This window comes from Candidatus Woesearchaeota archaeon B3_Woes (assembly GCA_005222965.1).
GTDB lineage: Archaea > Nanobdellota > Nanobdellia > Woesearchaeales > B3-WOES > B3-WOES.
Genome location: NJBG01000001.1, coordinates 179,470 through 204,191 on the forward strand (window position 1 = coordinate 179,470; position 24,722 = coordinate 204,191).

The 24,722-nt window shown below is 30.5% G+C and carries 26 protein-coding genes and 1 tRNA gene; 10 read left to right on the forward strand and 17 right to left on the reverse strand.

Features of this window, described 5'->3' with window-relative positions:
• Positions 1–149: 149 nt before the first annotated feature.
• Positions 150–563, reverse strand: coding sequence for a hypothetical protein (locus CEE44_01030; GenBank protein TKJ17102.1), 414 nt, complete (start codon positions 561–563; stop codon positions 150–152).
• A gap of 130 nt (positions 564–693) precedes the next feature.
• Between CEE44_01030 and glpX the strand changes: the two genes are divergently transcribed.
• Both glpX and fba read left to right on the forward strand, forming a co-directional pair.
• Positions 694–1,647 carry a fructose-bisphosphatase class II gene (gene glpX / locus CEE44_01035; protein ID TKJ17103.1) on the forward strand — a complete coding sequence of 318 codons (954 nt, stop codon included), beginning with the start codon at positions 694–696 and terminating at the stop codon, positions 1,645–1,647.
• 17 nt (positions 1,648–1,664) lie between these two features.
• The gene (gene fba, locus CEE44_01040) at positions 1,665–2,657 is read left to right on the forward strand and encodes a fructose-1,6-bisphosphate aldolase, class II (GenBank protein ID TKJ17104.1); all 993 of its coding nucleotides are present in this window, start codon (positions 1,665–1,667) and stop codon (positions 2,655–2,657) included.
• Here fba and CEE44_01045 read toward each other — a convergent pair.
• Positions 2,654–4,540: a hypothetical protein gene (locus CEE44_01045; GenBank protein TKJ17105.1), complete on the reverse strand. Its 1,887-nt coding sequence runs from the start codon at positions 4,538–4,540 to the stop codon at positions 2,654–2,656. The two genes, fba and CEE44_01045, sit on opposite strands and share 4 nt — an antisense overlap.
• 145 nt (positions 4,541–4,685) lie before the next feature.
• On the opposite strand from CEE44_01045, the gene CEE44_01050 reads away from it, so the two are divergent.
• Positions 4,686–4,958, forward strand: coding sequence for a hypothetical protein (locus tag CEE44_01050; GenBank protein ID TKJ17106.1), 273 nt, complete (start codon positions 4,686–4,688; stop codon positions 4,956–4,958).
• Between the two features lie 5 nt (positions 4,959–4,963).
• Here the strand turns inward: CEE44_01050 and CEE44_01055 are convergent, their stop codons facing one another.
• Both CEE44_01055 and CEE44_01060 read right to left on the reverse strand, forming a co-directional pair.
• Entirely contained in the window at positions 4,964–6,385 is a 1,422-nt protein-coding gene (locus CEE44_01055) for a hypothetical protein (GenBank protein ID TKJ17107.1), read from the reverse strand.
• 9 nt (positions 6,386–6,394) lie between these two features.
• Positions 6,395–6,850 (reverse strand): 30S ribosomal protein S15, encoded by a 456-nt coding sequence (locus tag CEE44_01060; GenBank protein TKJ17108.1) that lies wholly within the window; start codon positions 6,848–6,850, stop codon positions 6,395–6,397.
• 274 nt (positions 6,851–7,124) lie between these two features.
• On the opposite strand from CEE44_01060, the gene CEE44_01065 reads away from it, so the two are divergent.
• Positions 7,125–7,820, forward strand: a complete 696-nt coding sequence (locus CEE44_01065) for a hypothetical protein (protein TKJ17109.1) — start codon at positions 7,125–7,127, stop codon at positions 7,818–7,820.
• A gap of 18 nt (positions 7,821–7,838) precedes the next feature.
• Here CEE44_01065 and CEE44_01070 read toward each other — a convergent pair whose 3' ends face one another.
• Positions 7,839–8,819: a bifunctional phosphoglucose/phosphomannose isomerase gene (locus tag CEE44_01070; GenBank protein ID TKJ17110.1), complete on the reverse strand. Its 981-nt coding sequence runs from the start codon at positions 8,817–8,819 to the stop codon at positions 7,839–7,841.
• A 48-nt stretch (positions 8,820–8,867) separates the two neighbouring features.
• On the reverse strand, positions 8,868–9,872 hold the full coding sequence (locus tag CEE44_01075) for a hypothetical protein (GenBank protein ID TKJ17111.1): 1,005 nt from the start codon (positions 9,870–9,872) through the stop codon (positions 8,868–8,870).
• 155 nt (positions 9,873–10,027) lie between these two features.
• Between CEE44_01075 and CEE44_01080 the strand changes: the two genes are divergently transcribed.
• Both CEE44_01080 and CEE44_01085 read left to right on the forward strand, forming a co-directional pair.
• Complete coding sequence (locus CEE44_01080; protein TKJ17112.1) at positions 10,028–10,549, forward strand: 50S ribosomal protein L15e; 522 nt, start codon at positions 10,028–10,030, stop codon at positions 10,547–10,549.
• 79 nt (positions 10,550–10,628) lie between these two features.
• Positions 10,629–10,829 (forward strand): hypothetical protein, encoded by a 201-nt coding sequence (locus CEE44_01085; GenBank protein TKJ17113.1) that lies wholly within the window; start codon positions 10,629–10,631, stop codon positions 10,827–10,829.
• A 20-nt stretch (positions 10,830–10,849) separates the two neighbouring features.
• On the opposite strand, the gene CEE44_01090 is transcribed toward CEE44_01085, so the two are convergent.
• The 5 genes from CEE44_01090 to CEE44_01110 all read right to left on the reverse strand — a co-directional run bounded on the left by CEE44_01090 (position 10,850) and on the right by CEE44_01110 (position 14,604).
• Positions 10,850–11,689: a metal-dependent enzyme gene (locus CEE44_01090; GenBank protein TKJ17114.1), complete on the reverse strand. Its 840-nt coding sequence runs from the start codon at positions 11,687–11,689 to the stop codon at positions 10,850–10,852.
• 3 nt (positions 11,690–11,692) lie between these two features.
• Positions 11,693–12,652, reverse strand: a complete 960-nt coding sequence (locus CEE44_01095) for a hypothetical protein (protein ID TKJ17115.1) — start codon at positions 12,650–12,652, stop codon at positions 11,693–11,695.
• 39 nt (positions 12,653–12,691) lie between these two features.
• Positions 12,692–13,471, reverse strand: a complete 780-nt coding sequence (locus CEE44_01100; protein ID TKJ17116.1) for a hypothetical protein — start codon at positions 13,469–13,471, stop codon at positions 12,692–12,694.
• A gap of 135 nt (positions 13,472–13,606) precedes the next feature.
• Positions 13,607–13,679: transfer RNA gene (locus tag CEE44_01105), tRNA-Gln, on the reverse strand.
• Positions 13,680–13,719: 40 nt separating this feature from the next.
• Positions 13,720–14,604, reverse strand: coding sequence for a hypothetical protein (locus CEE44_01110; protein ID TKJ17117.1), 885 nt, complete (start codon positions 14,602–14,604; stop codon positions 13,720–13,722).
• 126 nt (positions 14,605–14,730) lie between these two features.
• Here CEE44_01110 and CEE44_01115 point away from each other — a divergent pair, with 126 nt between their 5' ends.
• Positions 14,731–17,373, forward strand: a complete 2,643-nt coding sequence (locus CEE44_01115) for a leucine--tRNA ligase (protein ID TKJ17118.1) — start codon at positions 14,731–14,733, stop codon at positions 17,371–17,373.
• Position 17,374: 1 nt separating this feature from the next.
• On the opposite strand, the gene CEE44_01120 is transcribed toward CEE44_01115, so the two are convergent.
• Complete coding sequence (locus CEE44_01120; protein ID TKJ17119.1) at positions 17,375–17,710, reverse strand: hypothetical protein; 336 nt, start codon at positions 17,708–17,710, stop codon at positions 17,375–17,377.
• 73 nt (positions 17,711–17,783) lie between these two features.
• Here CEE44_01120 and CEE44_01125 point away from each other — a divergent pair, with 73 nt between their 5' ends.
• Positions 17,784–18,263, forward strand: coding sequence for a hypothetical protein (locus CEE44_01125; protein TKJ17120.1), 480 nt, complete (start codon positions 17,784–17,786; stop codon positions 18,261–18,263).
• Between the two features lie 392 nt (positions 18,264–18,655).
• On the opposite strand, the gene CEE44_01130 is transcribed toward CEE44_01125, so the two are convergent.
• Positions 18,656–19,675 carry an aspartate-semialdehyde dehydrogenase gene (locus CEE44_01130; GenBank protein ID TKJ17121.1) on the reverse strand — a complete coding sequence of 340 codons (1,020 nt, stop codon included), beginning with the start codon at positions 19,673–19,675 and terminating at the stop codon, positions 18,656–18,658.
• Between the two features lie 274 nt (positions 19,676–19,949).
• Here CEE44_01130 and CEE44_01135 point away from each other — a divergent pair, with 274 nt between their 5' ends.
• Positions 19,950–20,849: a hypothetical protein gene (locus CEE44_01135; protein TKJ17122.1), complete on the forward strand. Its 900-nt coding sequence runs from the start codon at positions 19,950–19,952 to the stop codon at positions 20,847–20,849.
• A 183-nt stretch (positions 20,850–21,032) separates the two neighbouring features.
• Positions 21,033–21,386: a hypothetical protein gene (locus tag CEE44_01140; GenBank protein TKJ17123.1), complete on the forward strand. Its 354-nt coding sequence runs from the start codon at positions 21,033–21,035 to the stop codon at positions 21,384–21,386.
• A 4-nt stretch (positions 21,387–21,390) separates the two neighbouring features.
• Here the strand turns inward: CEE44_01140 and CEE44_01145 are convergent, their stop codons facing one another.
• The 4 genes from CEE44_01145 to CEE44_01160 form a co-directional block, all read right to left on the reverse strand.
• Positions 21,391–21,822, reverse strand: a complete 432-nt coding sequence (locus CEE44_01145; protein ID TKJ17124.1) for a hypothetical protein — start codon at positions 21,820–21,822, stop codon at positions 21,391–21,393.
• 15 nt (positions 21,823–21,837) lie between these two features.
• Positions 21,838–22,212 carry a hypothetical protein gene (locus tag CEE44_01150; protein ID TKJ17125.1) on the reverse strand — a complete coding sequence of 125 codons (375 nt, stop codon included), beginning with the start codon at positions 22,210–22,212 and terminating at the stop codon, positions 21,838–21,840.
• 39 nt (positions 22,213–22,251) lie between these two features.
• Entirely contained in the window at positions 22,252–22,443 is a 192-nt protein-coding gene (locus tag CEE44_01155) for a DNA-binding protein (GenBank protein TKJ17126.1), read from the reverse strand.
• A gap of 469 nt (positions 22,444–22,912) precedes the next feature.
• The gene (locus tag CEE44_01160) at positions 22,913–24,661 is read right to left on the reverse strand and encodes a DNA ligase (protein ID TKJ17127.1); all 1,749 of its coding nucleotides are present in this window, start codon (positions 24,659–24,661) and stop codon (positions 22,913–22,915) included.
• Positions 24,662–24,722 lie beyond the last annotated feature (61 nt).

A 24,722-nucleotide genomic window follows, 5' to 3' on the forward strand; every position in this document is an offset into this window, starting at 1 on the left:
TATTTGAAAATCCTAACAATTTGTTCGATTTCTTAGGATTTTCATTATACCTCTTTTTCCCTTGACAACTAAAAAACATAATGGCTCCCTAAATTTGTAAAGTGTGGGGTGGTTTACAAAGAAATATATTATAGGGAGCCTATTAATCATCATTTCTTTGTCTTAAAAGCATGAGCGGGTTTTTGAAATTCTTGCTTCCACATAAGACCTATCTTCAAAATATCATTGTAAAATTTGTCACTTAATTTATAGGTCTTTTTGTACAAGTCATAATCAATTATCCCCATGCTTTTCATTGGAGTTAATATTCTATCGTAAAATTGTCGTTTGTTATAACTCAATTTTACACGCTTTCCTTTGTATGAAGGTTCATCAATCTCTGTTTTAAAATTACCTTCATGTAATTCTGTGGCAAATAAACTCATCTCAGTTTTTGTAATCTCTTTATCATTATCTTTGATATATTCTATAAGTGCTTTTGCTACAATAATCTGTTGCTTAGTAGCAAATATTACCTCAAATATGTCTTCAGGTAAATTAAACCGATCGAATAATATTACCATCAATAGTTATATAATGATACTAGTATATAAATGTTTCTATTTTGTACATTAGTATAGCTTTTCGTATACTCTTTATGTTCTTATAATTAATAAAGTTTAAATAACAATACAATTTTCTAAATAAAATAAGATGGACAAAAATCTGGCTTTAGAATTTGTTAGAATCACAGAAGCAGCAGCTATTTCTTGTGCTCGGTGCATGGGTCAAAATGATAAGATACAAGCAGATAAAATGGCAGTTGATGCTATGAGAAAACGTTTTAATTATGTTGATTTCAAAGGCAAGGTTGTTATTGGTGAAGGTGCAAAAGATGAAGCACCAATGTTATTCGACGGAGAAGAGCTTGGAACAGGTAATGGTCCTGAAATGGATATTGCGGTTGATCCACTAGAATGCACTTCAAATTTATCTAAAGGAAAACCAAACGCCATATCAGTTTTAGCAGCAGGTCCTAAAGGATCATTACTAGATGCTCCTGGAAGTTATATGGATCAATTAACTGTAGGCCCAAAAGCAAAAGGAGTAATTGATATTAAAGCTCCTATAAAAGAGAATCTTAAGAATATTGCTCAGGCACTTGGCAAAGATATTAAAGATCTTACTGTCGTAATTTTAGAAAGAGATCGTCATAAAGAAATGATAAAAGAGATAATTAAAACAGGTTCAAGAGTAAGACTAATAGAACACGGTACAATCTCTGCTGGTGTTGCTCCTGTTGTTCCAGATTCAGGAATAGATGTTATGATGGGAATAGGTGGTGCTCCAGAAGGAGTTATAACTGCAGCAGCTCTAAAATGTATGGGTGGAGACATGCAGGGAATTTTAAAACCCCATAAACCTGAATTTAAACAACAAGCAATTGACAGAGGATTGGATTTGGATAAAGTATATAGTATGGATGATCTAGCTAAAGGGGATAGACTTGTTTTTGCTGCAACAGGTGTGAGCGATGGTCCTTTACTTAAAGGAGTTGTTTTTACTAATTATGGTCAACTAACTCATTCACTTGTTATGAGATCTAAATCAGGTACAATAAGATATCTTGAAACTCATCATCATGAAACAATTCCAGAAAAAAAATAAAATTTAGAGGTATTAAAATGGTAAGCTACAAAGATCTTGGTTTGGTAAACACAAAAGAAATGTTTGATAAAGCTGTGAAAGGCGGTTATGCAGTTCCTGCTTATAATTTCAATAATATGGAACAGCTGCAAGCCATAATAAATGGCTGCGGTAAAAGTAATTCTCCTGTAATTATACAAGTTTCTAGTGGAGCAAGAAAGTATGCAAACCAAACTCTATTAAGATATATGGCAGAAGGTGCTGTCAAAATGGCAAAAGAATTAGGTTATAATATTCCTATTGCACTGCATCTGGACCATGGAGATACTTTTGAACTATGTAAATCATGCATTGACAGCGGTTTTTCATCTGTAATGATTGATGGAAGTGCACATTCATATGATGAAAATGTTAAGCTAACAAAACAAGTCGTTGATTATGCTCATCAACATGATGTAAGTGTTGAAGGTGAATTGGGTGTATTGGCTGGAATAGAAGATGATGTTAAAGCTGAAGAATCCACATACACAAAACCAGAAGATGTTGAAGATTTTGTAAAAAAAACAGGAGTAGATTCACTAGCAATCTCAATTGGAACATCACATGGAGCATATAAGTTTAGACCAGAACAATGTACTAAGAATAAAGAGGGTGTTTTTGTTCCTCCCCCTTTAAGATTTGATATTTTAGAGGAAATCGAAAAACGTATTCCTGGTTTTCCTATTGTTTTGCATGGCTCTAGTTCAGTTCTGCCAAAATATGTTGAAACCATCAATAGCAATGGAGGAAATCTAAAAGCAGCAGTAGGAATACCTGAAGATCAATTAAGGGAAGCTGCTAAATCTGCTGTCTGTAAAGTGAATATTGACTCAGATGGAAGATTGGTTGTTACTGGAATAATCAGAAAAGTTATGGCTGAAAAACCAGAGGTGTTTGATCCAAGAAAATATCTAGGACCAGCACGTGAAGAACTGATGAATATGATTATTGACAAAAATAAAAATGTTTTAGGAAGCGCTGATAAAGCCTAGCTTTTATTATTTTCAAAAAATTCTTTTATTTCTTTTTCATAATTAGTTGTTATTCTAATATCAGTGTCAGCAAAACATTTTTTATAATTAGGCCAGGCATATCTTTCATCTAAAAAAACAATAACTCCTTTATCTTTTTCAGATCTTATACACCTTCCTGCATTCTGCATTGACCTAAGGATAGCAGGATACAAGTAACCATAATCCCATCCATTGCCAAATTTTCCATCATAATATTTGATTAGTTCTTTTGTTTCTAGATCTGGTTTTTGTAATGGAATTCCAACAACAACAACACACTTTAACAAATCTCCTGGCAAATCAACACCCTCTCCAAAACTTCCAGAAGCTACCCCTAATAAAACAGCTCCTTTTTTACTTTCATTTTTAAATTCCTCTAACAAATCGTATTTTCCTTCTTTGCTCAATCTAGGAATCTCTCTTATAATTCTTTTTTTGGAAAATTCTGAAAAATATTTATTTACCTGATCCATCAAAAGATAACTAGGAAGGAATATAGCTGAGTTTCCTTCAACTAAATTTGTTATATTACTGCATATTTTTGCAATTTCCTTAAACTGGTCCTCATTTCTTTGGGTAAACTTTGTTGTTGTTTTAGGAACAATCAAAGTAAGTTTATTTTTTTTAGGAAAAGGATTTTCAAACTCTTTTTGAGAAGTTTTATTTTCAGGAAACCCTAACAAATTTTTATACATCTCTGTTGGGTTTAAAGTTCCTGACATCAAAATTGTTGAGAAAGAGTGTTCCATAACAACAGCAGAAAACAACGAAGGGTCCAAACACCTGTAACTTAATGTAATAATCTTTTTATCTTTATTTTTTATAATATCAATTATTCTCGAAAATCCTTTATCAGGGCCTTGCCAATGACTTAAGAAAGAAGAAATACTTCCAATATAACTTGATCTTTGTTTTTCTCTGATTTCATCTGCTGCAGATTCCATCTCAGATATTAATTCATCATAATCTTCAATTTCTTTAAAGAACTCTTCTTTCTCAACTAATGTTTCTGTTTCATTATTTTTTATTTTTTCTGACAATAGTTTTATTAAATGTTCAATCTCTTTTAGTTTAGGAACTAATTCATGAAACTTGAATTTTTTTGCTTCTTTGATTGCTCTATCTAAAATATATGTGCTTAATTTGTTTGTAAACAAATTTCTTATCCTGTCTGGCAAATTATGACCTTCATCAACAACAATTATAGAATCTTCTAATTTTTTTCCAATCTTATTAAAAAAGTTTTCGCTAATAGTTGGATTAAAAATATAATAGTAATCAGCAATAATCACATTTGCTTCTCTTGCCAAAATTGCTGACATTTCATAAGGACATAACTTTGATTTTCCACAAACATCAATAAGTTGTTCAGAATGTGCAGGTGAAAGTTTCTTTAATTCAGAAATTATCTGTTTAGCTTTAATAGTTGGCTTTCCATCTTTCTTTTTTGTATTTTCATAAAACTCACATTCGTGTTTTTCTTTGACAGATTTACAATATTCATGGAATTCATTTGGATATAAATCCTTAACATGATCCTGAACACACATTGATTGTTTTCCAACCAAATCAACGACATTGAAATTTAGATTATGTGTTTCTTTTATATGCTTTAAAGTGTCTACAGCAAGCTTGTGTTGTGTATGTCTTGATGTTAGAAAGAATATTGTCAAATCTTTTTTGCTTAAAGCAAAACTCAAAGCAGGAGATAATGTTGCTGCAGTTTTTCCTAAGCCAGTTGGAGCATGCACAATCAAATTTTTTTGATTCTTTATTGTATCATAAACTAAATTAACCAATTCAGTCTGGATTGGTCTTACTTTTTCATAAGGAAACAATAATTCCTTGTATTTTTCTTCCATAGACCACTAAAAAAAGGCAAGCTTTAAATAGCTATTTATATTTTGATTGATTAGACTAAAGAAATATATACAAGGTAAAATAACAAAAAGAAACCTTTATATATAACATATATTTTACAGACTATATGATCGGGGGGATACAATAATGGTTGAAAACAAGGCTATTTTCAATGTTTTTTTCAGAGAAAAACCAGCAATGATGTTGGTCAACTTGAAAAATGCCAAAGGATCAATCTATGCTTCATCTTTAGCCAAACAAATCGATTGCACATATTCTCATGTTGTTAAGATTCTTCAAGAAATGGAAAAAAACGAGTTAATAAATTTTGATAAACAAGGAAGATTAAAGCTATTAACTCTAACAAAAAAAGGATCTGATGTTGCAGATCATATTGCTAACATTAAAAACGTTTTATAAGAATTCTACTCAATTTTTTCTTCAATTGAATTAAGCTTTAAGACTCTTTTGGCCTCTTCTATAACATCTCTTTCTTTAGATGTCGGGATAATTGCACCAGCAGCAGCTGCATGGCCTCCAGACTCTGCATTCTCAATATTTTTTGTTATAGTTTCTATAACCTCTTTTAGATTAACATTATTATTATTTCCAGCAATTCTCAAAGAAACCTTTGACGTATCTTCAACTATATTTCTTGCCAAAGACATTATGAAAGTGCCTTTTTTAAGTTCATTTGATTTGGATAATATAGAAGCAACAGTTCCTGCCATAGAGACTAAGATATTTTCTTTTGCATTTATAATAATAAAGCCGTTTTCTGTAATTATATCTTTGCTCTCTCTATTATCATTATACCATCTCATGCCTTTAACAATCTCTCTTTTGTAATTCTCGGCATTTGCAAGTGCTTTTTTCTTGGCTGTTTTATCGTTTAAACAAACACCAATTCCAATAGAAGCCTTGTTTAATCTTCCGCATGAATTTAACAGTGTAGCAAATTCCTTTGCATCTCTTAGTGACGATTCTTCTTTTTCATTATTCAACACATAAATATTTCCAATTACATCTTCAGGATTATCCTCATCAACCCTTCTCATTATAACAGCTCCTATTAGTTTCTTTATCTCTTCATCATTTAGATGGATCATTTTTTTCCATCCTTTTTTATCTTTTGGGTTAATTCCTATCTGCTGCAAAAATTGTATTGCACCAGATTCTGAACCAGACACACCTGGAATAAAAGGATCTGAACAATACTCTAATGTTTTATGTAATGGTTTTGTCTGCATTCCAAAAACCCTTAATCCTTTTTTTACAGTAATATGCCCTTCATCAATTGCCATTTGTAGAATATCATTATTTAGTTTCTGAAATCCTTTATCTTCTTGGATATCTCCAATTGCTCCAATAACAGCGACATAAGCCATATCTTTTTTATTGTTTAATTTGTTTGTAAAAAGAAATGTAACTCCTGAACCAGATATTTCAGTTCCGCCATCAATACCGTGCAAATGAGGATTAACATGAACAATGTTATCATCCAACTCTGCTTCGTTGGGTGTATGATGATCCAACACAAAAACATTTTTTCCTTTTAGATGTTTATTGATTAAGTCTAATTGTCCAGCTCCTAAATCAGTAAAGAAATAATTTTTGTAATCTTCCTTGCTTATATTTTTTAGAACCTGTTCATTTAGTTGCTGAACAATTGAAATAGAATAATTTCTATTGTCATTATTTAATGCCTTAAGCAATATTGCACATGCACATATTCCATCTGCATCTAAGTGGGATATAACTCTTATCCTCTCTTTTTTGTTTAAGGCCTTAAATTTAGCAACAGCTTCTTCTATGTTCTTTTCAAATTGTTTATAATCCTTCTCCATTTACTACCTTTATTCTATGAACAATTTGATTTTATCAGGATCGTATTTCCAATCCATAGAAAGTTTCTTGTTCTGTTTGTAGTATTTTACTAATCTCTTTATCTTTGACTCTGTTAGATTTATACCGCGTTTGGCTGTTTCGTCTTTATGATTTTTTTCTAGATGTTTTCTTAACATTATTGTCCTTTTAATTAAAGCCATAAGGTCTTCTGGAATTTCTTTTGCTAATTTTTTCTCTTTTAATATTTCAGATATGCTTTTGTTTGTTATTTTTTTAACAGAAGGAATTCCATAATTGTCTCTTAAAAACAATCCAATCTCTGATGCTGTTTTTCCTTCTTTAGCAACTTTAGTTACTAATAATTCAACTTCTTTTTCTTTATATCTTAACCAACTTAGATTTGTTTTTCTAGTAGGTTTAACTGATTTACTTTTTCCTTTGTTTCTTGAATACATTCTTGCCATTTTAATTTTCCTCTTAAATTTTGTGAGAAATTAGTGATAATTTCTCCAGTATAGAGCAGCTGTGACATTAAATTGACAAGTCAATTTATGGCATCTTATACCATTCTACCTCTCGATATTAAATCACAAGTAATAGGTAGTTTAAAAAGATTTTGTTTTTCATTAAATCAATAACTTGGAAGCTAGACTAACTACAAAATTGATAATTATAACCACCATAAAGTAGTACTATACCAAAAGTTTTATATATAAGTTAATTCTAAGTGAATATAACATGAAAAGAGTCGACATTTTATATGAAGTCCAGAGAAAATTAATTGCAGACCTTGGATTAATTGTCCAAGAAGTGAGGAAAAATTATCAGGATAGACTTAATAACGCCTGGGTTTTTGATCATTTAGGTGGGTTAATAAAGAAGTTACAGCCCACAAGAGTTGAAACAATTAATTATTCAAGAAAGGATTTAGAGACAACATTAAGTGGTGCTATAGAAGAAAGGATAGGAACTATTCAAAAACACGTTCCTGAAATCAGAACAAGTGATGTTCATCAATTAATTCAAAGAGCAGGTAACTTATATGAGTTAATTTATTCAAGAGCAGAAGCAGAATTATCAAGTTTAGAATCAAAAAGCGATCAATATAACGATCCAAAAGAATTAGTGCAATCAGAATTCTACAATAATCAAGCATTTTCTAAAAAAGACGAACATCAAACATGGGTACAGGATGTTACAGAAAATTTAGGAGCAATTCTAAATTATGTCGAAGTACTAGGACAACAACTTGCAATGAAAAAGGGTTTTGGATGGAAAGCAAAATTAGCTGCAGCAAAGGTCGCTCTAAGTGGAAAACTTGGAATAAGTCTTGATCTCCCTAAATTAGCTCAAGATATTAGTATTGCAAAAGAAGCAATTTTAACAAATTATCAACAATATGAAACAAGACTAATTAAAGGAAGATATACATAATTATTTGTTATTAAAAAATTATAACTTCTTCTTCAAAGTTTCAACCAATTCAACAGGTGTTGGATCAACTTTATTTCTTAAAGCCAAAAAATATGATGTCCAGTCACCCAAATAAATTGTAGAGAAAATCTTTACTAAATCTGATGTGCTAGTTAATTCAAGTTCTAATGCAGGAACTCCGCAAGATTGCATAATCTTTTTAGTTACTTCCATTCTTTTCTTTATTCTCCTGTCATCATAATCATCTTTTATTATTATGATATAATAATCTCCATTGGGTTTTGTATATCCCATCATCTCATTATGATTTAACTCAGGAAAATAATTACAAAAAGCAGGAATCTTTGAATTTTCATTAAAATTAATCTTCCATTTATACGCTACCGCATACAATTTTTCAGAAGAATAAATAACAGGTATTTTGCCTTCTAATTTTTCAGATAGTTCTTCTGCTTTCTTCCTATAAATGTCTTTTCCCAAAACTTCAATTAGTTTTTTAACATCATCATCTTTGTTTTCAACCAAACCGGAATTTTGTAATATTTTTAAGATTGGAAAAAAAGAATAACCATAAGCTAACCTTGGTTGAATTCCAGACGGCATTTTTATCAAAGTTTTGTTTAGCTTCTTTGCTAATTCTGCTAATTTTCCACCAGATGTTATAACGAATATCTGACAACCCTTTCTATTTCCTCTTCTAAAAGATTCTATTGTCTCTTCTGTATTGCCAGAATAACTTGAAATCCACAATAGTGTTTTTGAATTAACATATTCAGGCAAATCATAATTTTTATTTACCTCAATAGGAACCTTAAAATTATTAAACAAATAAGATTTTAGAATTTCGCCAGATAAAGCACTCCCCCCCATACCGCATATGATTATCCTGTCAATATCTGTAAATTTAATATCTCCTGCTAATCTCCAGGCATCTCTTATCTGATTAGGAAACTTCTTCAAAACAGAATACATATCTTCTCTATCAAAGGATCTATCCATATCAAATAATAAATATGTTATTTATTTAAACCTTTCCATAAGAAATAATCATTTCAACAAAGCACTTATTGATTCTCTATTATTCATACTACGAATAACCTTTGCAAAATAACTCGCAACAGAAACTTCTCTAAACCACGGATTTTGTTGTTGAAAATCAGCTCCATGATAGACTGCATCAGTACTAATTACAGCTGTTAAAAACCCATCATCATAAGATTTTGCTATTTTTTCTAATGCATCTCCATTAAACAAAGGCAAACTACAAGAAGCATACACTCTCTGAGCTCCAGCATCTTTAGATGCTCTAACAGCTTCCATTATTGTTCCTGCTGTATCTATCATATCATCTACTATCAAAACATCTCTGTCCTTAACTTCTCCTATAATCTGTATCGATTTAACACTGTTATCTCCATCTCTTTTTTTATAAGAAAATACTGGTTCTACTCCTAGTTGGTTTGCATAAAGTCCTGCTCTTGTTGCTCCTCCTAAATCAGGAGCCATCACAACAATATTTCCAAAATCAAAATCATCTGGATGAGATTTAATATAATCAACAAGAGTTTTATACGCACGCAAATTTTCAAATTTTGCTCTTCTAAAATAACCTTCAATAGCAGGATTATGTATGTCCAAAGTTATAACATGATCAGCATTAGAATCTTCAATCTCTCTTGCAACAGCAGCAGCAGTTATACTTTCCCTCCTTATTTGTTTATCTTGTCTTGCATAAGGAAAAACAGGGACAACAGCAGTTATGTAACTTGCATCACACCTCCAAGCAGTTTCAACAGCTGTCTTCAATGCTCTTAAATTTTCATCAACAGATCCATTTGTAGAATTCTCAACATCCTGAAAAATATAAATATCTGTTCCTCTTATACTCTCCTCTATTATTGTTTTTATTTCACTATTTGCAAATTGTATTTGTTTAGAATCAATAAATCTAACTTCTTTTTCTTTTTCTTTAAAAACTTCTAGAACTTTATTAGCAAAAGGTTCACCAGATTCACATGCTAATATGCTTAAAGTGCCTCTTGTATTTGCCATATTCCCCCAATAAAAAGTAATAAGGTTTAGTTTAAATATTTTTTGTATTACCAAACACAACCTTTATAAATGACTCAGAAAATCACTTATTGAGCAATGTGGGTACTAGCTTACCTGAAGCTCAATAAATAAAAAATAAATGGAAGCGAATTAAGATGGGAATGTACAAACATATAAGAAATCTTTGGAAACAACCAAAGAAAAACATGCCTGAACTATGGCGTGAAAGATTAATAGCTTGGAGAAAAGATCCTGTAACACTAAGGATTGAAAAACCAACAAGAATTGACAGAGCTCGTTCTTTAGGATATAAAGCAAAACAAGGGTATATTGTTGTAAGGCAGAGAGTTATTAGAGGAGGTCATAAAAGACCAAAGATAAGAAAAGGTAGAAGATCAAAAAGATATCATCAAAAAAAGAATCTTGACCTATCATACCAGACAATAGCAGAAAGAAGGGCTAACTCAAAATTTCTTAATTGTGAGGTTCTTAACAGCTACTTTGTTGCACAAGATGGAAGATACTATTGGTATGAGGTAATCCTTATAGATACATCACATCCAGTTATTAAAGCTGATAAGAATATGAAGTGGATAACCAGCAACAAACAAAAAGGAAGAGTCCACAGAGGTTTAACATCCTCAGCTAAAAAATCACGTAGAAAACTAACTATGTGATATTATAACCAAAACTTTATAAAGGATTCAGAAATTATAACAAATATAGCGTTTATTATTAACGTTAGGAGGTATTAAAATGGAAGAAGAACAAACAGAAAAACCTGCTGAAGGTGAAGAAAAAGAAGAACCTCAAGAAGAAACTGCTCCTGAAGAACCATCAGAAGGTGGAGATGAAGGAGGAGATACAAGTGAGAAACCTGCAGAAGAACCTGAAGAACCAGCTGAAGAAGGTGGTGATGAAGAAAAACCTGCAGAAGAAAAACCAAAAGAAGAGTAAATCTTCTTTTTTTCTTTTTTTTATAAAACTTTTTTTAGAGAATCAATCGCAACTTCTATTTGTTTTTTGGTCGGCTCTTTTGTAGTTATTCTTTGTATCCACAAACCAGGCTTATTAATCATACTAAAAAACCAGTTCTCCTTAAACAAATCAGCTAATTTTAATATTTCATAAGATAATCCAACTATCACTGGTAAAAGGATTATTCTAAAGCCAAGTTTATAATACCACCTAGGACTTGTAATAAAAGAAAAAACAAATATTGAAATTATCAAAACAATTATTAAAAAACTTGTTCCACACCTTGGATGATGTGTTGAAAACTTTTTTACGTTTTCTACAGTTAATTTTTTTCCTGATTCATAACAATGGACTGTCTTATGCTCTGCTCCATGATACTGAAAAACTCTCTTTATGTCTTTCATACGTGATATTAAATAAACGTATAACAAAAAAACCAAAATTCTTATAATTCCATCTATAACATCAAACAAGATTCCATCTTGTGAGTAAATAAGTTTTGTTAAGTAAAGTGGAAGAGCAACAAATAATAATATAGCAAAGAAAATTGCCATTAACATAGAAAACATAACTTCTGCCTTGGATATTTTCTCGTTTTCTTCAGTCTGTTGTTCAGCACTCCATATTAAAGATTCAATACCAATCTTTAGCATTGTAAATAAATTTACAATACCTCTTATGAAAAAAAGTTTAGATGCTTTGCTTTTATTTTTAATTCTTCTTCTTTTAGAGATAATTTTGTTTTTCTTCCTCACAGAAGTATTAACTTTGTTCCCACGCATCATCATAACTCCTTCGATAACTGCCTGTCCTCCTGCTGGTTTAATTTTTTCTTTCATTTTTTAGATAACAAGTAGGTTTTTTATATATGATTGAACCATTATGAATAAAACATAAATAATAATTAATATTACCCCTTCTTTCCAATATATCTTTTTTCCTGCTTCAATAAAAATCATAAACAAGAAAGATGCTAATATCATAAAACTTATACTTGTAAAAAATATAACAAGATTTGTTGTTATTGGAAATATCAAAGCAGTTACACCCAAAACCAAAGTTGAGTTAGCTACAACACTTCCCATTATGTTTCCAAGGATAATATCCTCTTGATTTTTCTTCAATGCATGGAACCCTACAACTAATTCTGGTAATGAAGTTCCTAATGCAATTATAAACAATCCAACAAAAATTGGAGGCAATGCTAAATCAATAGAAATCAAAGAAGCATATTTTACAGTAAATTTTGCAGAATAATAAAGGAATAATGCTGAAACAATAAACAAAAAAACATTTCCTACAATTTCACTTCTCCCAATATGGTTATCAATTGGTTTTGTAAATTTTTTCTTTTGTTTTATTAATAATGCAGAATAAAACAAGAAGAATACTATCAAAATTATTCCGTCTAATTTGGACAGGCTTTCTCCTATTGCCATTAAAATTAAAGGTAATAAAGATATTCCAAACATATACAAACTATCCTTCCTCACTGTTTTACTTTTTATAGCAATTCCCCGAGCAAGCAATAAAGGAATTCCTAGAATAATAGTAAGATTAGCGATATTGCTTCCAATAACATTACCTAGTGATATTTCTGGTTGTCCTGCTAAAGCAGAACTTATTCCAACAAACAGTTCTGGCAGAGATGTTGCCATACCAACTATAATAAAACTAACAACAAATTTACTCATCCTAAGAAAAGCAGCAATCTTTGATAAAGATTTAATCAAAAAAGATCCACTTACCAGAAGAACTAAACAACTTAGTGCAAACAATAAAAAATTTATCATAAACGCCATCTCTATCACTCTCTTTTTTGTTATTTAAAAAAGTTGTTATTATTTTTTGATCTTAAATGTTCCTGCAGGCAAAGCCCGGATTATATCATCCAACTCTCCTTTTATTTTGTGTTGGATTATCTTAGCTACTTTGCCTGGTTTTTCTCTACCTTGTTCTAACTCTAAAAATTCTTTGCAATGTTTTTTAACTGCTTCCAATGGACCAGCCATAATATGTCCTTTTAAATTACCAATTGCCAAGTTTACATCATTATCAATATATTCTAATTTTCCTTTTGTAACAAATCCCCCTTTAGGAACATACTCTCCTGCTTTTGCTTCTTTTGTTAGTTGTTCTGGTCTGGCCATAAAAGTTGGTGTTGTAGTTATTCCTAATTTAAAAGCTCTTGAAAATGTTACAGTAGCGTCTGCTGCTTCTTCAATAGTTACTTTTGATGGTTTTTTTCCTTCAGTCTTAATAACAAAAAAAGGACTTCCAATCATATCTGTATGAAAAACAATATCATTTTTTTCAGTATGTTTTTTAATCACAATTTCATTAGAGGTGGCATCTCTTCCTCCAATCACCAAAAAATCTTCAGAACTTAAAAACCATCTAAACTTTTCATACCACTCTTTTTTTAACGGCTCTTTCTTTTTTTGTTTTTTTAATTCTTCTAAAACTTTGTCTTTATCTTTTTGCACTTTCTTTAATTTGATTTTACTCTCTTCTACTATATTTTTAGCTCCTTCTAACTTTTTCTTTAACTTCTTTATCTTATCGTAATAAGCAGAAGCATTTGCTTCAACTGATTTCTTTAAATCAATCTCAACTCTCATCTATTATTTTGATATAATTGATTATATAAAACTTTGGTTAAGAAATATAGCCCAAGGCAGATTCCCACATAAGGGTTTCACCCTTATCAACCTGTGGTCTATTACTCGTTCCACTCGTAATATCCCTGAGAAATATAGCCCCAGGCAGATTCGAACTGCCGTCCTCGGACCCAAAATCCGAGATGATTGACCACTACACCATGGGGCTGTATTATGAACAAACTAAAAATAATTTAAAAAACTATCGGTTATATATTAAGATTTATTCTTAAAGTAGTTGGGAATATTTTATGATTAATCTTTGCTTGAGCAGAAATGATTATATCCACCAATATCATCTTTGCATCTCCAAATATAATCTTTTCATCATCAGCTAAAGAATTCCATTCACCATCTTCATAATTTTGAGAATTAACTAAATCAAATACTAATTCTTCAACACCATGTTTTGTTCTACCATTAGTAAAAACTATTATATAATCAAGTCCTTCAATAAAAGCTCCTAAACTATCATAAGGTACATTTTCACCAGAATATTTTTTTATAATAAAATCAAGAGCAGGCACCCCATTAAGAGTGGAATCTACAAGCACTTCTTTTTCTGTACGAGGATGGTTTCCACCATCATAATTCACAAGAACCCATTTATCATTTATTAGATTGTAAGTAAAAGTTTCATCATCTACTTTTTCTACATAAGTACTATCATCTGGTTTAAAAAATAAGATATCTGTTTTATATCTTACTATTTCACTTAAACCAATATTCCATACATTTTGTAAAAAAGGACCTACCACAGGTAAAGGAATTGGTTTTTCTCTTCGAATCCCAACATCTATTTGCATTTCCAAAGATTTTTCTCCTTTTGTATTTATTACCAAATATCCTGCACTATCTTCATAAGCAGAGATATCATAGTCAAATCTCCCTGTTTCTGCTTGAGTTTGATATAAAGATCTTCCTAATAGAATATTATCAAGTTCTCTTCCTTCGCTTGTATGAGAAGCATAAGAACTAGAAGACAAGGATGGTTGAGTAGGAAGGATAGATTGAGCTTTTGCTTCACTAGGTAAAAAAGACAAAGCACCATATAGTAATGCAGAATATAGAGTTATTTTATTAGTAGCATTCATCATTATCCTTTGTTGTCGTGTTTGTATCACTAACTATATTAGAATAAGTGAATTAATTCTTTATTTAAAAAATATTCGGTTTAATAATCAAAAAACTTTATAAACATCTAAATAAAAACTTTACCTATGGTTGATTTTAATAAAATAGCCATAAAATGGCAAAAGAGATGGGAAGCTTCAAAAATATTTAATGTAAAAGAAGATCCTAAAAAGAAAAAATTTTACGTTCTAGAGATGTATCCATACCCTTCTGGGTCTGGACTACATATGGGCCATGCGAGAAACTACTGTATTGGAGATGCTTTTGCCAGATTCAAAAGAATGCAGGGATTTAATGTTCTATATCCAATGGGATATGACAGCTTTGGGTTGCCTGCAGAAAATGCAGCCATAAAAGAAAAAAGCCATCCAAAAATATTTACTGAAAATGCAATTAAAAATTTCATAAAACAGCAGAAAAGTTTAGGATTAAGTTATGACTGGAATCGAATGGTTGAGACTCATAAGCCGGATTACTACAAATGGGATCAATGGATTTTCTTAAAAATGTTTGAAAAAGGCATGGCCTATAAAAGAAAATCTGCTGTAAACTGGTGTCCTAAATGCCATACTGTTTTAGCTAATGAACAAGTACATAATGGAAAATGCTGGAGACATACTGAAACAGATGTAGAACCGAAAGAACTGGAACAATGGTTTTTCAAGACAACTAAGTACGCGGATGAATTATATGATGATATTAAAAAATTAACTGGCTGGGAAGAAGATGTAAAACTAATGCAGAAGAATTGGATAAACAAGAAAGAGTGGATTGATATAGAATATGATATTGATGGAACAGGTAAAAAGTTAACTGTTTCTACTACAAGACCAGATACAAATTTTGGAGCTACCTTTATTGTAATAGCACCAGAGCACCCATTGCTGTCAAAGGAAACCGGGATTGTTCCAGAGAAATATAAACGTGCTGTTGATGATTATATAGAGAAGGCCAAAAAGAAAACAGATGAAGAAAGAATTGAAGAAGGTGGGAAAAAGCAAGGTGTTTTTACAGGATTATATTGTATAAATCAATTGACAAATAAAAAGATGCCTGTGTGGGTTACTGATTTTGTTTTGATGACTGTCGGAACTGGAGTAGTTGTAGGTGTTCCTGGGCATGATATAAGGGATTTTGAATTTGCTAAAGAATATGATTTAGAAATTATAAGAGTTGTCGTTGGAAAAGACAGAGACAAAACAGAGATTACAAGAAAAGAACAGGTCCAGGAAGAAGAAGGAACAATGATTAACTCTGGATTCTTAAATGGAATGGACATTCATACTGCAACCAAGAAAATTATGGATTATATGGAAGAGAAAGGATATGGTAAAAGAACTATTAGATATAGATTAAGAGATTGGCTAATCTCCCGTCAAAGATTTTGGGGAACACCAATTCCAATAATCTATTGTGATAAATGCGGAGAAGTGCCTGTTCCTGAAAAAGATTTGCCAGTAAAACTTCCTGATAATATTAAATTCTCAAGTACTAAAAATCCTTTAATGGATTACAAACCTTTTACAGATGTTAAATGTCCAAAATGTAAAGGCCCTGCCAAAAGAGAAACAGATACAATGGATACCTTTGTAAATTCTTCATGGTATTTTTTAAGGTATTGTGATCCTAAAAATGATAAAAAAATCTTTGATCCTAAAAAAGCAAACTACTGGATGCCTATTGACCAATACATAGGTGGAAGAGAACATGCATGTATGCATCTCATCTATTTTAGATTCTATACAAAATTCTTAAGAGATTTAGGATTAATCAAATTTGATGAACCTGCTATTAATCTTTTCAACCAAGGAATGCTTCATAAAAATGGAGTTGTAATGTCAAAATCAAAAGGCAATGTTGTTCTGCCAGAAGAAGTTGCAGATAAGTATGGTATTGATACAGCAAGATTGTTCTTATTGTTTGTAGCAGGACCAGACAAAGACATGGAATGGTCTGATGAAAGTGTTGAGGGAAACTTTAGATTCTTAAATAAATTTTACAGTCTTGTTGATAAAAAAATAACTGATAAAAAAGATTCAAAACAAGAGAGCAAGATAAATAAAACAATAAAAGAATGTACATCTTATATTGAGGAGTTTAAATTTAACATGGCCATTATATCTTTAATGGAACTAACTAATTACTTGTATGTTAAAGATGAAATTAATAAAAGCGTTTTAGAAAAATTAGTATTATTAATGGGTATTTTTACTCCTCATATTTGTGAGGAGATGTGGGAAAAACTTGGGAATAAAGAATTTATTTCTACATCTAAATGGCCTAAATTTGATAAATCCAAGATAGATGAAAAATCAGAAGCAGAAGAAGAATCAATCTCTAAATTGATTTTAGATATAAATAAAGTTTTGGAATTAGCTAAAGTTGAAACCCCTAAAAAAATTACCTTGTTTGTATCAGAGAAATGGAAATATGATTTTTTCTCTAAAATAAAAAAATCTTTGGCAAAAACAAGGGATATTGGTACGATTATTAAATCCTGTATGGATTCAGAACATAAAAAAGAAATTTCTCAATTAGTCCCTAAACTAGTAAAAAACGAATCCAGAATTCCTAAGGTTATAATTGAACAATCTTCTGAACTAAAAAATCTTGAACAAAATAAAAAATTAGTTGAAGATAATTTCAAATGTAAAGTTGATATTGTAAAAGCAGATGATTCTCAAGGAGCTAAAGCAATACCTTCTAAACCAGCTATTTTTGTTGAATAATTTAACAAGTTGAATGAATTATAGCATTAACCTTTTTTCCTTCTTGTTTTAGTTTATTATATTTTTGGCATGCTTTTTCGCTATCTTCTATTACAAGATTAATATTTCTTTCTTTGGCCAATTCAATAACGTCTTTGTCTACATGAACATCTCTAGAAGTTCCAATCCCAATAACAACATATTCTGGATCATCTCCGAAAATTTCAACAATATCCTGCTGTGTTACTGTATGATGTATTATATAATGCCATGGTAATACTCTGTCTCCTATTATTTTTATATCTTCATAATTTTCTCCATCTATTACTATTTTCCCAAATGTAAAATTTTCTATCATATAATTTTATTAGTTTTCTGTATATTTATAACTTTTGAAAACTTATTTAAATTAAACAATCTTCTTGACTTTCATGGTTAATCTGTTATTCATGGCAGTAATGTATTCGTCTGAAGATGTTTTTACTACAGCAAAAAAGGATTTAATTGCAAAATATAGTGATATAAAAGCAGAAAGTTCTGCTTATTCTTTTAATTTTACAAAATATTATGAAAAAGAGATGGGTTCAAACCTAAAAAAGAAATTTTTAATATTTAACAAAGAGATTTCAAAAAAAGATTTAATTGAAATTAAACATTTTATAACAAAAATTGAAGAAAAATATTCTGATAACGGGAGAACAGTTAATATTGATCCTGGTTATTTATCTTCTAATGAATTTGTTCTAGCTACATTTAAAGGAAAAGACTTTAAAGAAAAAATAAGTGAAGATGTTTTTGTTCATAAAATCTTAGAGTTTAAAGAAAAGAAAATAATTGAATTTTTTCACACATTTGCTGATTACAAAGTTAAAGAAAATCAGGAATTTTTATTAGCAAATAAGCCCCTGTAGTAGAATGGCAAATGGTTACGCCCATTTGATATGCAATAAGCGACATTCAAAGCTAAAGCTTTGAAATCCCTTCAACTTGCCCCTGTAGTATAATGGATAATATACGACCTTGCGGAGTAATATCAATCTGCACAAAAAGGTTGAGATCGGAGTTCAATTCTCCGCTGGGGCATAAATTTATAAGTAAAGTTAGGAACATAATGTAAGATCAAAAATAAGAATTCTCGAGATATACAAAACTATTGTTTTTATCTATTATTAGTAGATTATCAATAATAAACTATTGATAATCTTATGTTATACGCAATAAATCTGAAGTCCTTTTTTCTTTTAAGGGGCAAACTTATTATCATAATATTTTTGATTGCTAACCAACAATTCTCAGAATAACTTTAATCAAACTTTTCTAAGCTACAAAGTTGCTGTGCGATTAGAGTAGCATTCAGTGCAGCACCTCTCAGGAGTTGGTCTCCACAGACAAACATTCTAACACCATTATCAAAAACTTCTGGCTGTCTGATTCTTCCTACTTCAACTTGATAATTCCCTGAAGTGTTAATAGGCATTGGATAAATATTATTCAATGGATCATCACAAACTTTGAGCATAGGCTCTTTATCTAAAGCAAATCTATATTCATCCAAATTTATAGGTGTATGTGTTTCAACCATAATATCTTCAGCATGAGATCTTTCAACAGGTACTCTCACACAACCACTAGAAATTCTCACAGAATCTTCTAACCCAAGAATTTTTCGAGATTCCCAATCAGTTTTCATCTCTTCTTTTGTATATCCATTCTCTTGAAATCTATCAATATGAGGGATCACATTAAAAGGCAGAGGATATTGAAATTTACTATGTTCAACAGATTCGCCATCAAGATAATTCCTAGATTGTTCTAGCAGTTCATTTCTACCCCCATTTCCTGCGCCACTTGCAGATTGGTAAGTAGAAAAAATTATTCTTTCGATTCCAGCCATCTGATTTAATATGTGTAAAGGTATTGCTGCAATTGCAGTAGTACAATTTGGATTTGCAATTAATCTTGATGGATGCTCTCTTAACAACTCTCCATTGATTTCTGGGATTATTAAAGGAACATTATCATCATATCTAAAAGCTGACGAATTGTCTACAACATAACAACCAGAACCCCTTGCTTTTTCCCAATTCGTTTTTGACCAATCTCCACTAATCGCCCAAAGCGCTAAATCTAAGCTAGAATAATCTGCAGTATCTGCTTTTTGAACAACAATTTTACCAAAGGGAGTTTTTAGACTTTTTCCAGCAGATTTGCCTGCATAAAGATACAGTTCATCTACTGGAAATTCCAATTTGTCAAGAACATTAATAATTTCTTGACCTACTTCTCCTGTTGCACCAAAGATGCCAACCTTTACTTTTCCCATATAATATTGAAATGGAGGTTAGTATTTAAATATTATTATTCTTTAAAGAATAAGTTTGCCCCGGATTTTCTGTCTTAATATATCACTTAGTTCTTTTGAAGGACGGACTTCAGATTTACTGTCGCTCCGTTTCACTCCGCGATTTTTTCTTGCAGAAAAAACGTATAACAGCAATCTCGATGTTATGCGAAATCGAAAGAAAGACCTAAATTAGTTAAATAGAGATGGGGCTTCAGCAATATTTATATACAATCCTTAGATATTTAATTATAGTATGGAAACTTGGATAATTTTTGCATTAATCGCACCTGCACTTTGGGCTATCACAAATTTATTTGATAGTAGGCTAAGAAACTTTCATATTAAAGATGAATTTGTGCTAACTACTTTTGCTGGTTTTGTTGGACTACTAGCATTTCTTTTTATTCCAATATATGGATTTTCATTCCCAGGAATTTGGATTTTCATTGTTTCAATGATTGCAGGAGTTCTATATATTTACACAATGATTCCATACTTCAAAGCATTGTCTTTAGAAGACACCTCTACCGTAATAATGCTTTGGTATATAACTCCAGTTCTTATTCCTTTCTTCGCAAGATTTTTTCTCAATGAAAATCTTTTACTTATTCAATATTTAGGATTCATCCTTATTTTATTAGGAGGTTTACTTATTTCAATAAAAAGAAATGCTCTTAAGAAGATTCATATTAGCAAGGCATTATTTATGATGTTAGCTTCAGGAATAATGCTTGATATTTATTACCTTCTTGAAAAATATATTTATCAAAACCAATCATTTTGGAATGGATTTTTGTGGATTAGATTTGGAAGTTTTGTTGGGGCATTAACTATTTTAGCAATTCCAAAATACAGAAATTCATTCATTCAAATGAAAAACACTTTGAATTTTAAATCTTTTAAATTGATTTTTGGAGGAGAATTGCTAAATCTAATAGCCCTTGTTTCCATTGGATTTGCATTGAGTTTAGGTTCAGTTAGCTTAGTAATATCATTAACAAACTTCCAACCATTATTCTTAATTGTATTTATCATCCTATTGTCAAAATTCTTTCCAAAATTATATAAAGAAAAATTATCCAAGAAAATTATATTTGTTAAAGTAATAGCTGTTGCATTATTGATATTAGGATTGTATCTTATTGTTATGTAAGCCCCAACTCCTTGATTCTTTGTTTTGATGTATCGCATTCGCTCTTTAGATGAACGGTCTTTCTTTCGACTCAAGGGGACGCTGCGCTTTCAGGCTAAAGCCCTTACCCCCATATAACACAAGCTAACGCAACAATGCATCATTTAACATAGCTTTATAAACCAACCAATATTTTAAGTTACTATGAGAGACTTCAAAAAAGGTAGATCTGATAGAAAACCTAGAAGATCTAGTAGAAGGGACGATTCTGACGAAGGAGGAGACTTTAAGAGCTTTAGAGCAAGAAAATCATCCGGAAGATCAGGTAGAAGGGATTCTTCTAGAAGAAGTTCAAGAATAGAAATGCATGAAGTCGTTTGTGACAAATGCGGCGAAAAATGCGAAGTTCCTTTCAAACCAACTTCAAGTAAACCTGTTTATTGTAGTGATTGTTTTACAAAAGAAGATGGAAGATCATCGAGAGGTAAATCTTCAAACGGACTTGATGAAGTAAACAAAAAGCTTGATAAAATTATGAAAGCATTGAAAATCGAATAAAATTCTAATCAAAATAATCCTCATAACAAAAATTTTTACTAAAAGAATTCCCTTCATAAGAACAAACTCCTTTCTCCTCGATAATATTATTATCTAAAAAATCTCTAAATTTGTTGATAAGACTATTACAATCAGAACATCTCTTAAAATGAGTTTCAATCTCAATCCTAAACTCTTTCTCACTCATTTTAATAATTTTAGAAGGAACAGAAGATTTTTCAAGAAAATCCTTATAAATATTATCAACAAATCTGTTATCTGAAATAGCGTCAGAAAGTTTTAAATTAAGCGCACATTTCTTAGGAGACGTAGAACTTACTATTTCACGATTAATAAGCATACAATTACCTTTCTTTAACTTAACTTCCTTCTCTTGTTTTTTCCTTAAAAGATTAGCAGGAAGTTTTAAACTACCATCTTTATTAAATTCAACCATAAAAGAATGATTTAGCTATTGTTTAAAAGAGTTTTTATATTTATTAATATCTTTAATCATTCCTTTAAAATCTTTTTTCTTAGAATTACAAAAAAAAGCCCTGCAAGCTTTAGGTCGAATTGAATGTATTGAACATTTGCCTTTCACAAGGGAATCGGAGATTCCATGTGCCCCAGAAATCTTTGATTTCTGTGGTTTCAAATAAATGCAGCTGCCATTTTCCTGCTGTTTAATTATGTTTGCACCGCACAATTCTGCTTCTTCAAAATCATCAACTAAACCAAACTCTTCAAACTGGGTTTTATAATTACCAGAATTATATTCTTCTTTATTTAAATTTATTAAGAATAATTTGCAACAAATTCCGCATTCAAAACAACTATCTACCATAATAAAAAAAATTTAATTAAAAAGATTATTTAAGCATGATTACTCTTTGTTAACATTTACTGCTTTTGGTCCTCTATCTCCTTCTTCAACGTCAAAAGTAACTTGATCATTTTCATTTAAGTTTAATCCTTCTTTTAATCCTGTTTGATGTACAAAATATTCTTTTCCATCTTCACCAGCAATAAATCCGAATCCTTTTGAATTATTGAAAAATTTTACTGTTCCATTCATATTTTCACCCCCTTTTATTTATTTCTTTATTATACTTTGCTTGACATTTTTTGCAGTAATTAATTTTTGATTCACCTTTATTTACTACAAATCTATCTCTACATAATCGACAAAATTTTATTATTTTATATTCTACCATCTTATTACCAAAGACATTCGTTTTTATTGTCTTTTATCATTTATATTTTTTACAGAAACAGTTTAATTGTTTTATTTTAACTAATATCAAATTGTTCTGAATAATACACTTTAAAACCCTTCTGTCTTTTTAAATGTTTCTATATTATTATAACTTAGAAATCACTCTTTTTTAGGCTTAATTCTAACTTTTTTTGTATGATGAAACTTATTACTAATACATTCAATTTCTTTTACCTGATACTTCTCAGGGTGTTTTATATTATACGCTGTCCATCTTTTGCTTTTTGACATCTTATACTGAGGAATTATAAAGCCTTTAAAAAGCTTACTAATTTCTTTTTTTCTGTTTAAAATAGAAATCCTCAACTTCCTCTAATGTTACTATATCTTCTGCAGATCTCTCCATATTCCTTAATCTTAAAACTCTTGGAAACCTTAGAGCATAACCTGAAGAATAAGTAGGAGACTTCTGAATTTCCTCATAAGCAACCTCAACAACAATCTTTGGTTTAAGTTTCACAACCTTCCCTTTCTGACTTATAACTAAAGGCTCTAATAATTTTGTTAATTGATCAAAGGTAACCCCTTCTGATTTTTCTTTTATTCCAGTACCAACCTTACCAATTCCAACAAAATTTCCATTCTCATCTAAACAAGCTAATCTAAAACTAGAAAACCATTTTGCGCGCTTTCCCTCTCCACACTCTGCCCCTGTTATAACCAAATCCATTGGCTCTTCTGCTTCCTTCATCTTTACCATATTACCAACTCTAGCACCAGGCTTATAGGGAGCATCTAATTTTTTCAGCATCAAACCTTCATTACCTTCTTTTAAAGATTGTTTGTAAAATTTATTAACATCATCTTCATTATTAACAATTTGACATTTAGACAAAACAATTTTTTTAGGAACAGGCTTTACTATCTTCTCAAGCAAGGCCCTTCTATTCTTAAAAGGCTCTTTAATCATATTCTTATCATTGTAATACATACAATCAAAAATATTAAGCTCAACTGGAAATTTTTTTGCTATGTGCTCAATATCATACTTTCTTCTAATTCTCTGAGAAATACTTTGAAAAGGAAGATACTCTCCAGTCTTAGAAGAAAACCCAACAGCTTCTGAATCAAGAATAAAACTATCTCCTTTTACATGCTCTTTAATATATTTAACAACCTCTGGAAACTGTTTTGTTACATTTTCAAGATTTCTTGTAAACAGTAAAATTTTGTCTTTATCTTTATGCACCTGTATTCTAAAACCATCATACTTATACTCTGCTTGTGCAGGAACATCAACCCTTTCCAAAGCAGATTTTGCATCTTTTTCTTTTGGACCAAGCATAACTTTTATTGGAATTCCGACATTTAATCCAATGCTTTTTATTTTTCCTTCCTTAACCATTTTAGCTACTAAGCTAAAATCATTTGACATATCGTATGCTTCCTGAACTAGATTACTATATTTATTATACTCCTCTCTATCCTCAACATCAATACTTTTTTCTTTCTCATTATACTTAACCTTTGCTTCTGGAAAATAAGCCCAGACAATAGAATCCCTTAAAGTTCCTGTAGCTGTTCCAACTCTTAGTTCTTCTAATAATGTCCTTATAATATACTTTGCTTCTAATGGTTTTGCAGAAGTCAATAATTCAGCTATAAGTCCTACTTTCTTATCAACAGTTCCAAGCCCATCTAATGTTGCTAACTTGCTAATATTATCAAAAACCTTTTTTACAGCCAAACTCTTAGAAAACAAAGCAACCTGCTTTTTTTGTTTTATCAGATTTTCAGCAACATTACCTAAATCTCCTATTCTTGCCCATTCTTTCTCAATTTTACTAGCATCTATTCCAGTTGCTTTATTAATAGCCTTTAAGACTAATCTTGAAGCAACACCAATTTTTCTCTCATCCCACTGAGGAAAAACTCGTCCTTGTAATAAAAGAATTGTTGTATGTAATTCTTCTTCATTAATTTTTTTTAAGAATTCTGAAATGATAAATGTCTTTTCTAATCTTTTTGTTGTTGATTCTAATTTTTGATAAACCTCAACTAGCTTAATATATTCCATGTTACTCTATAACATTAATTAATATATAAAGGTTTAGGCCAAAAAATTTATATACTTATCT

Coding starts and splice junctions, on each gene's coding strand:
- CEE44_01095 (TKJ17115.1), bottom strand. CDS start 12,652: ATGGCGTTTATGATAAATTTTTTATTGTTTGCACTAAGTTGTTTAGTT.
- CEE44_01070 (TKJ17110.1), bottom strand. CDS start 8,819: ATGGATAGATCCTTTGATAGAGAAGATATGTATTCTGTTTTGAAGAAG.
- CEE44_01090 (TKJ17114.1), bottom strand. CDS start 11,689: ATGAAAGAAAAAATTAAACCAGCAGGAGGACAGGCAGTTATCGAAGGA.
- CEE44_01080 (TKJ17112.1), top strand. CDS start 10,028: ATGGGAATGTACAAACATATAAGAAATCTTTGGAAACAACCAAAGAAA.
- CEE44_01050 (TKJ17106.1), top strand. CDS start 4,686: ATGGTTGAAAACAAGGCTATTTTCAATGTTTTTTTCAGAGAAAAACCA.
- CEE44_01130 (TKJ17121.1), bottom strand. CDS start 19,675: ATGGGAAAAGTAAAGGTTGGCATCTTTGGTGCAACAGGAGAAGTAGGT.
- CEE44_01160 (TKJ17127.1), bottom strand. CDS start 24,661: ATGGAATATATTAAGCTAGTTGAGGTTTATCAAAAATTAGAATCAACA.
- CEE44_01115 (TKJ17118.1), top strand. CDS start 14,731: ATGGTTGATTTTAATAAAATAGCCATAAAATGGCAAAAGAGATGGGAA.
- CEE44_01100 (TKJ17116.1), bottom strand. CDS start 13,471: ATGAGAGTTGAGATTGATTTAAAGAAATCAGTTGAAGCAAATGCTTCT.
- CEE44_01075 (TKJ17111.1), bottom strand. CDS start 9,872: ATGGCAAATACAAGAGGCACTTTAAGCATATTAGCATGTGAATCTGGT.
- CEE44_01060 (TKJ17108.1), bottom strand. CDS start 6,850: ATGGCAAGAATGTATTCAAGAAACAAAGGAAAAAGTAAATCAGTTAAA.
- CEE44_01150 (TKJ17125.1), bottom strand. CDS start 22,212: ATGGTAGATAGTTGTTTTGAATGCGGAATTTGTTGCAAATTATTCTTA.
- CEE44_01140 (TKJ17123.1), top strand. CDS start 21,033: ATGAGAGACTTCAAAAAAGGTAGATCTGATAGAAAACCTAGAAGATCT.
- CEE44_01030 (TKJ17102.1), bottom strand. CDS start 563: ATGGTAATATTATTCGATCGGTTTAATTTACCTGAAGACATATTTGAG.
- CEE44_01110 (TKJ17117.1), bottom strand. CDS start 14,604: ATGAATGCTACTAATAAAATAACTCTATATTCTGCATTACTATATGGT.
- fba (TKJ17104.1), top strand. CDS start 1,665: ATGGTAAGCTACAAAGATCTTGGTTTGGTAAACACAAAAGAAATGTTT.
- CEE44_01125 (TKJ17120.1), top strand. CDS start 17,784: ATGGTTAATCTGTTATTCATGGCAGTAATGTATTCGTCTGAAGATGTT.
- glpX (TKJ17103.1), top strand. CDS start 694: ATGGACAAAAATCTGGCTTTAGAATTTGTTAGAATCACAGAAGCAGCA.
- CEE44_01120 (TKJ17119.1), bottom strand. CDS start 17,710: ATGATAGAAAATTTTACATTTGGGAAAATAGTAATAGATGGAGAAAAT.
- CEE44_01155 (TKJ17126.1), bottom strand. CDS start 22,443: ATGAATGGAACAGTAAAATTTTTCAATAATTCAAAAGGATTCGGATTT.
- CEE44_01085 (TKJ17113.1), top strand. CDS start 10,629: ATGGAAGAAGAACAAACAGAAAAACCTGCTGAAGGTGAAGAAAAAGAA.
- CEE44_01045 (TKJ17105.1), bottom strand. CDS start 4,540: ATGGAAGAAAAATACAAGGAATTATTGTTTCCTTATGAAAAAGTAAGA.
- CEE44_01055 (TKJ17107.1), bottom strand. CDS start 6,385: ATGGAGAAGGATTATAAACAATTTGAAAAGAACATAGAAGAAGCTGTT.
- CEE44_01145 (TKJ17124.1), bottom strand. CDS start 21,822: ATGGTTGAATTTAATAAAGATGGTAGTTTAAAACTTCCTGCTAATCTT.
- CEE44_01065 (TKJ17109.1), top strand. CDS start 7,125: ATGAAAAGAGTCGACATTTTATATGAAGTCCAGAGAAAATTAATTGCA.
- CEE44_01135 (TKJ17122.1), top strand. CDS start 19,950: ATGGAAACTTGGATAATTTTTGCATTAATCGCACCTGCACTTTGGGCT.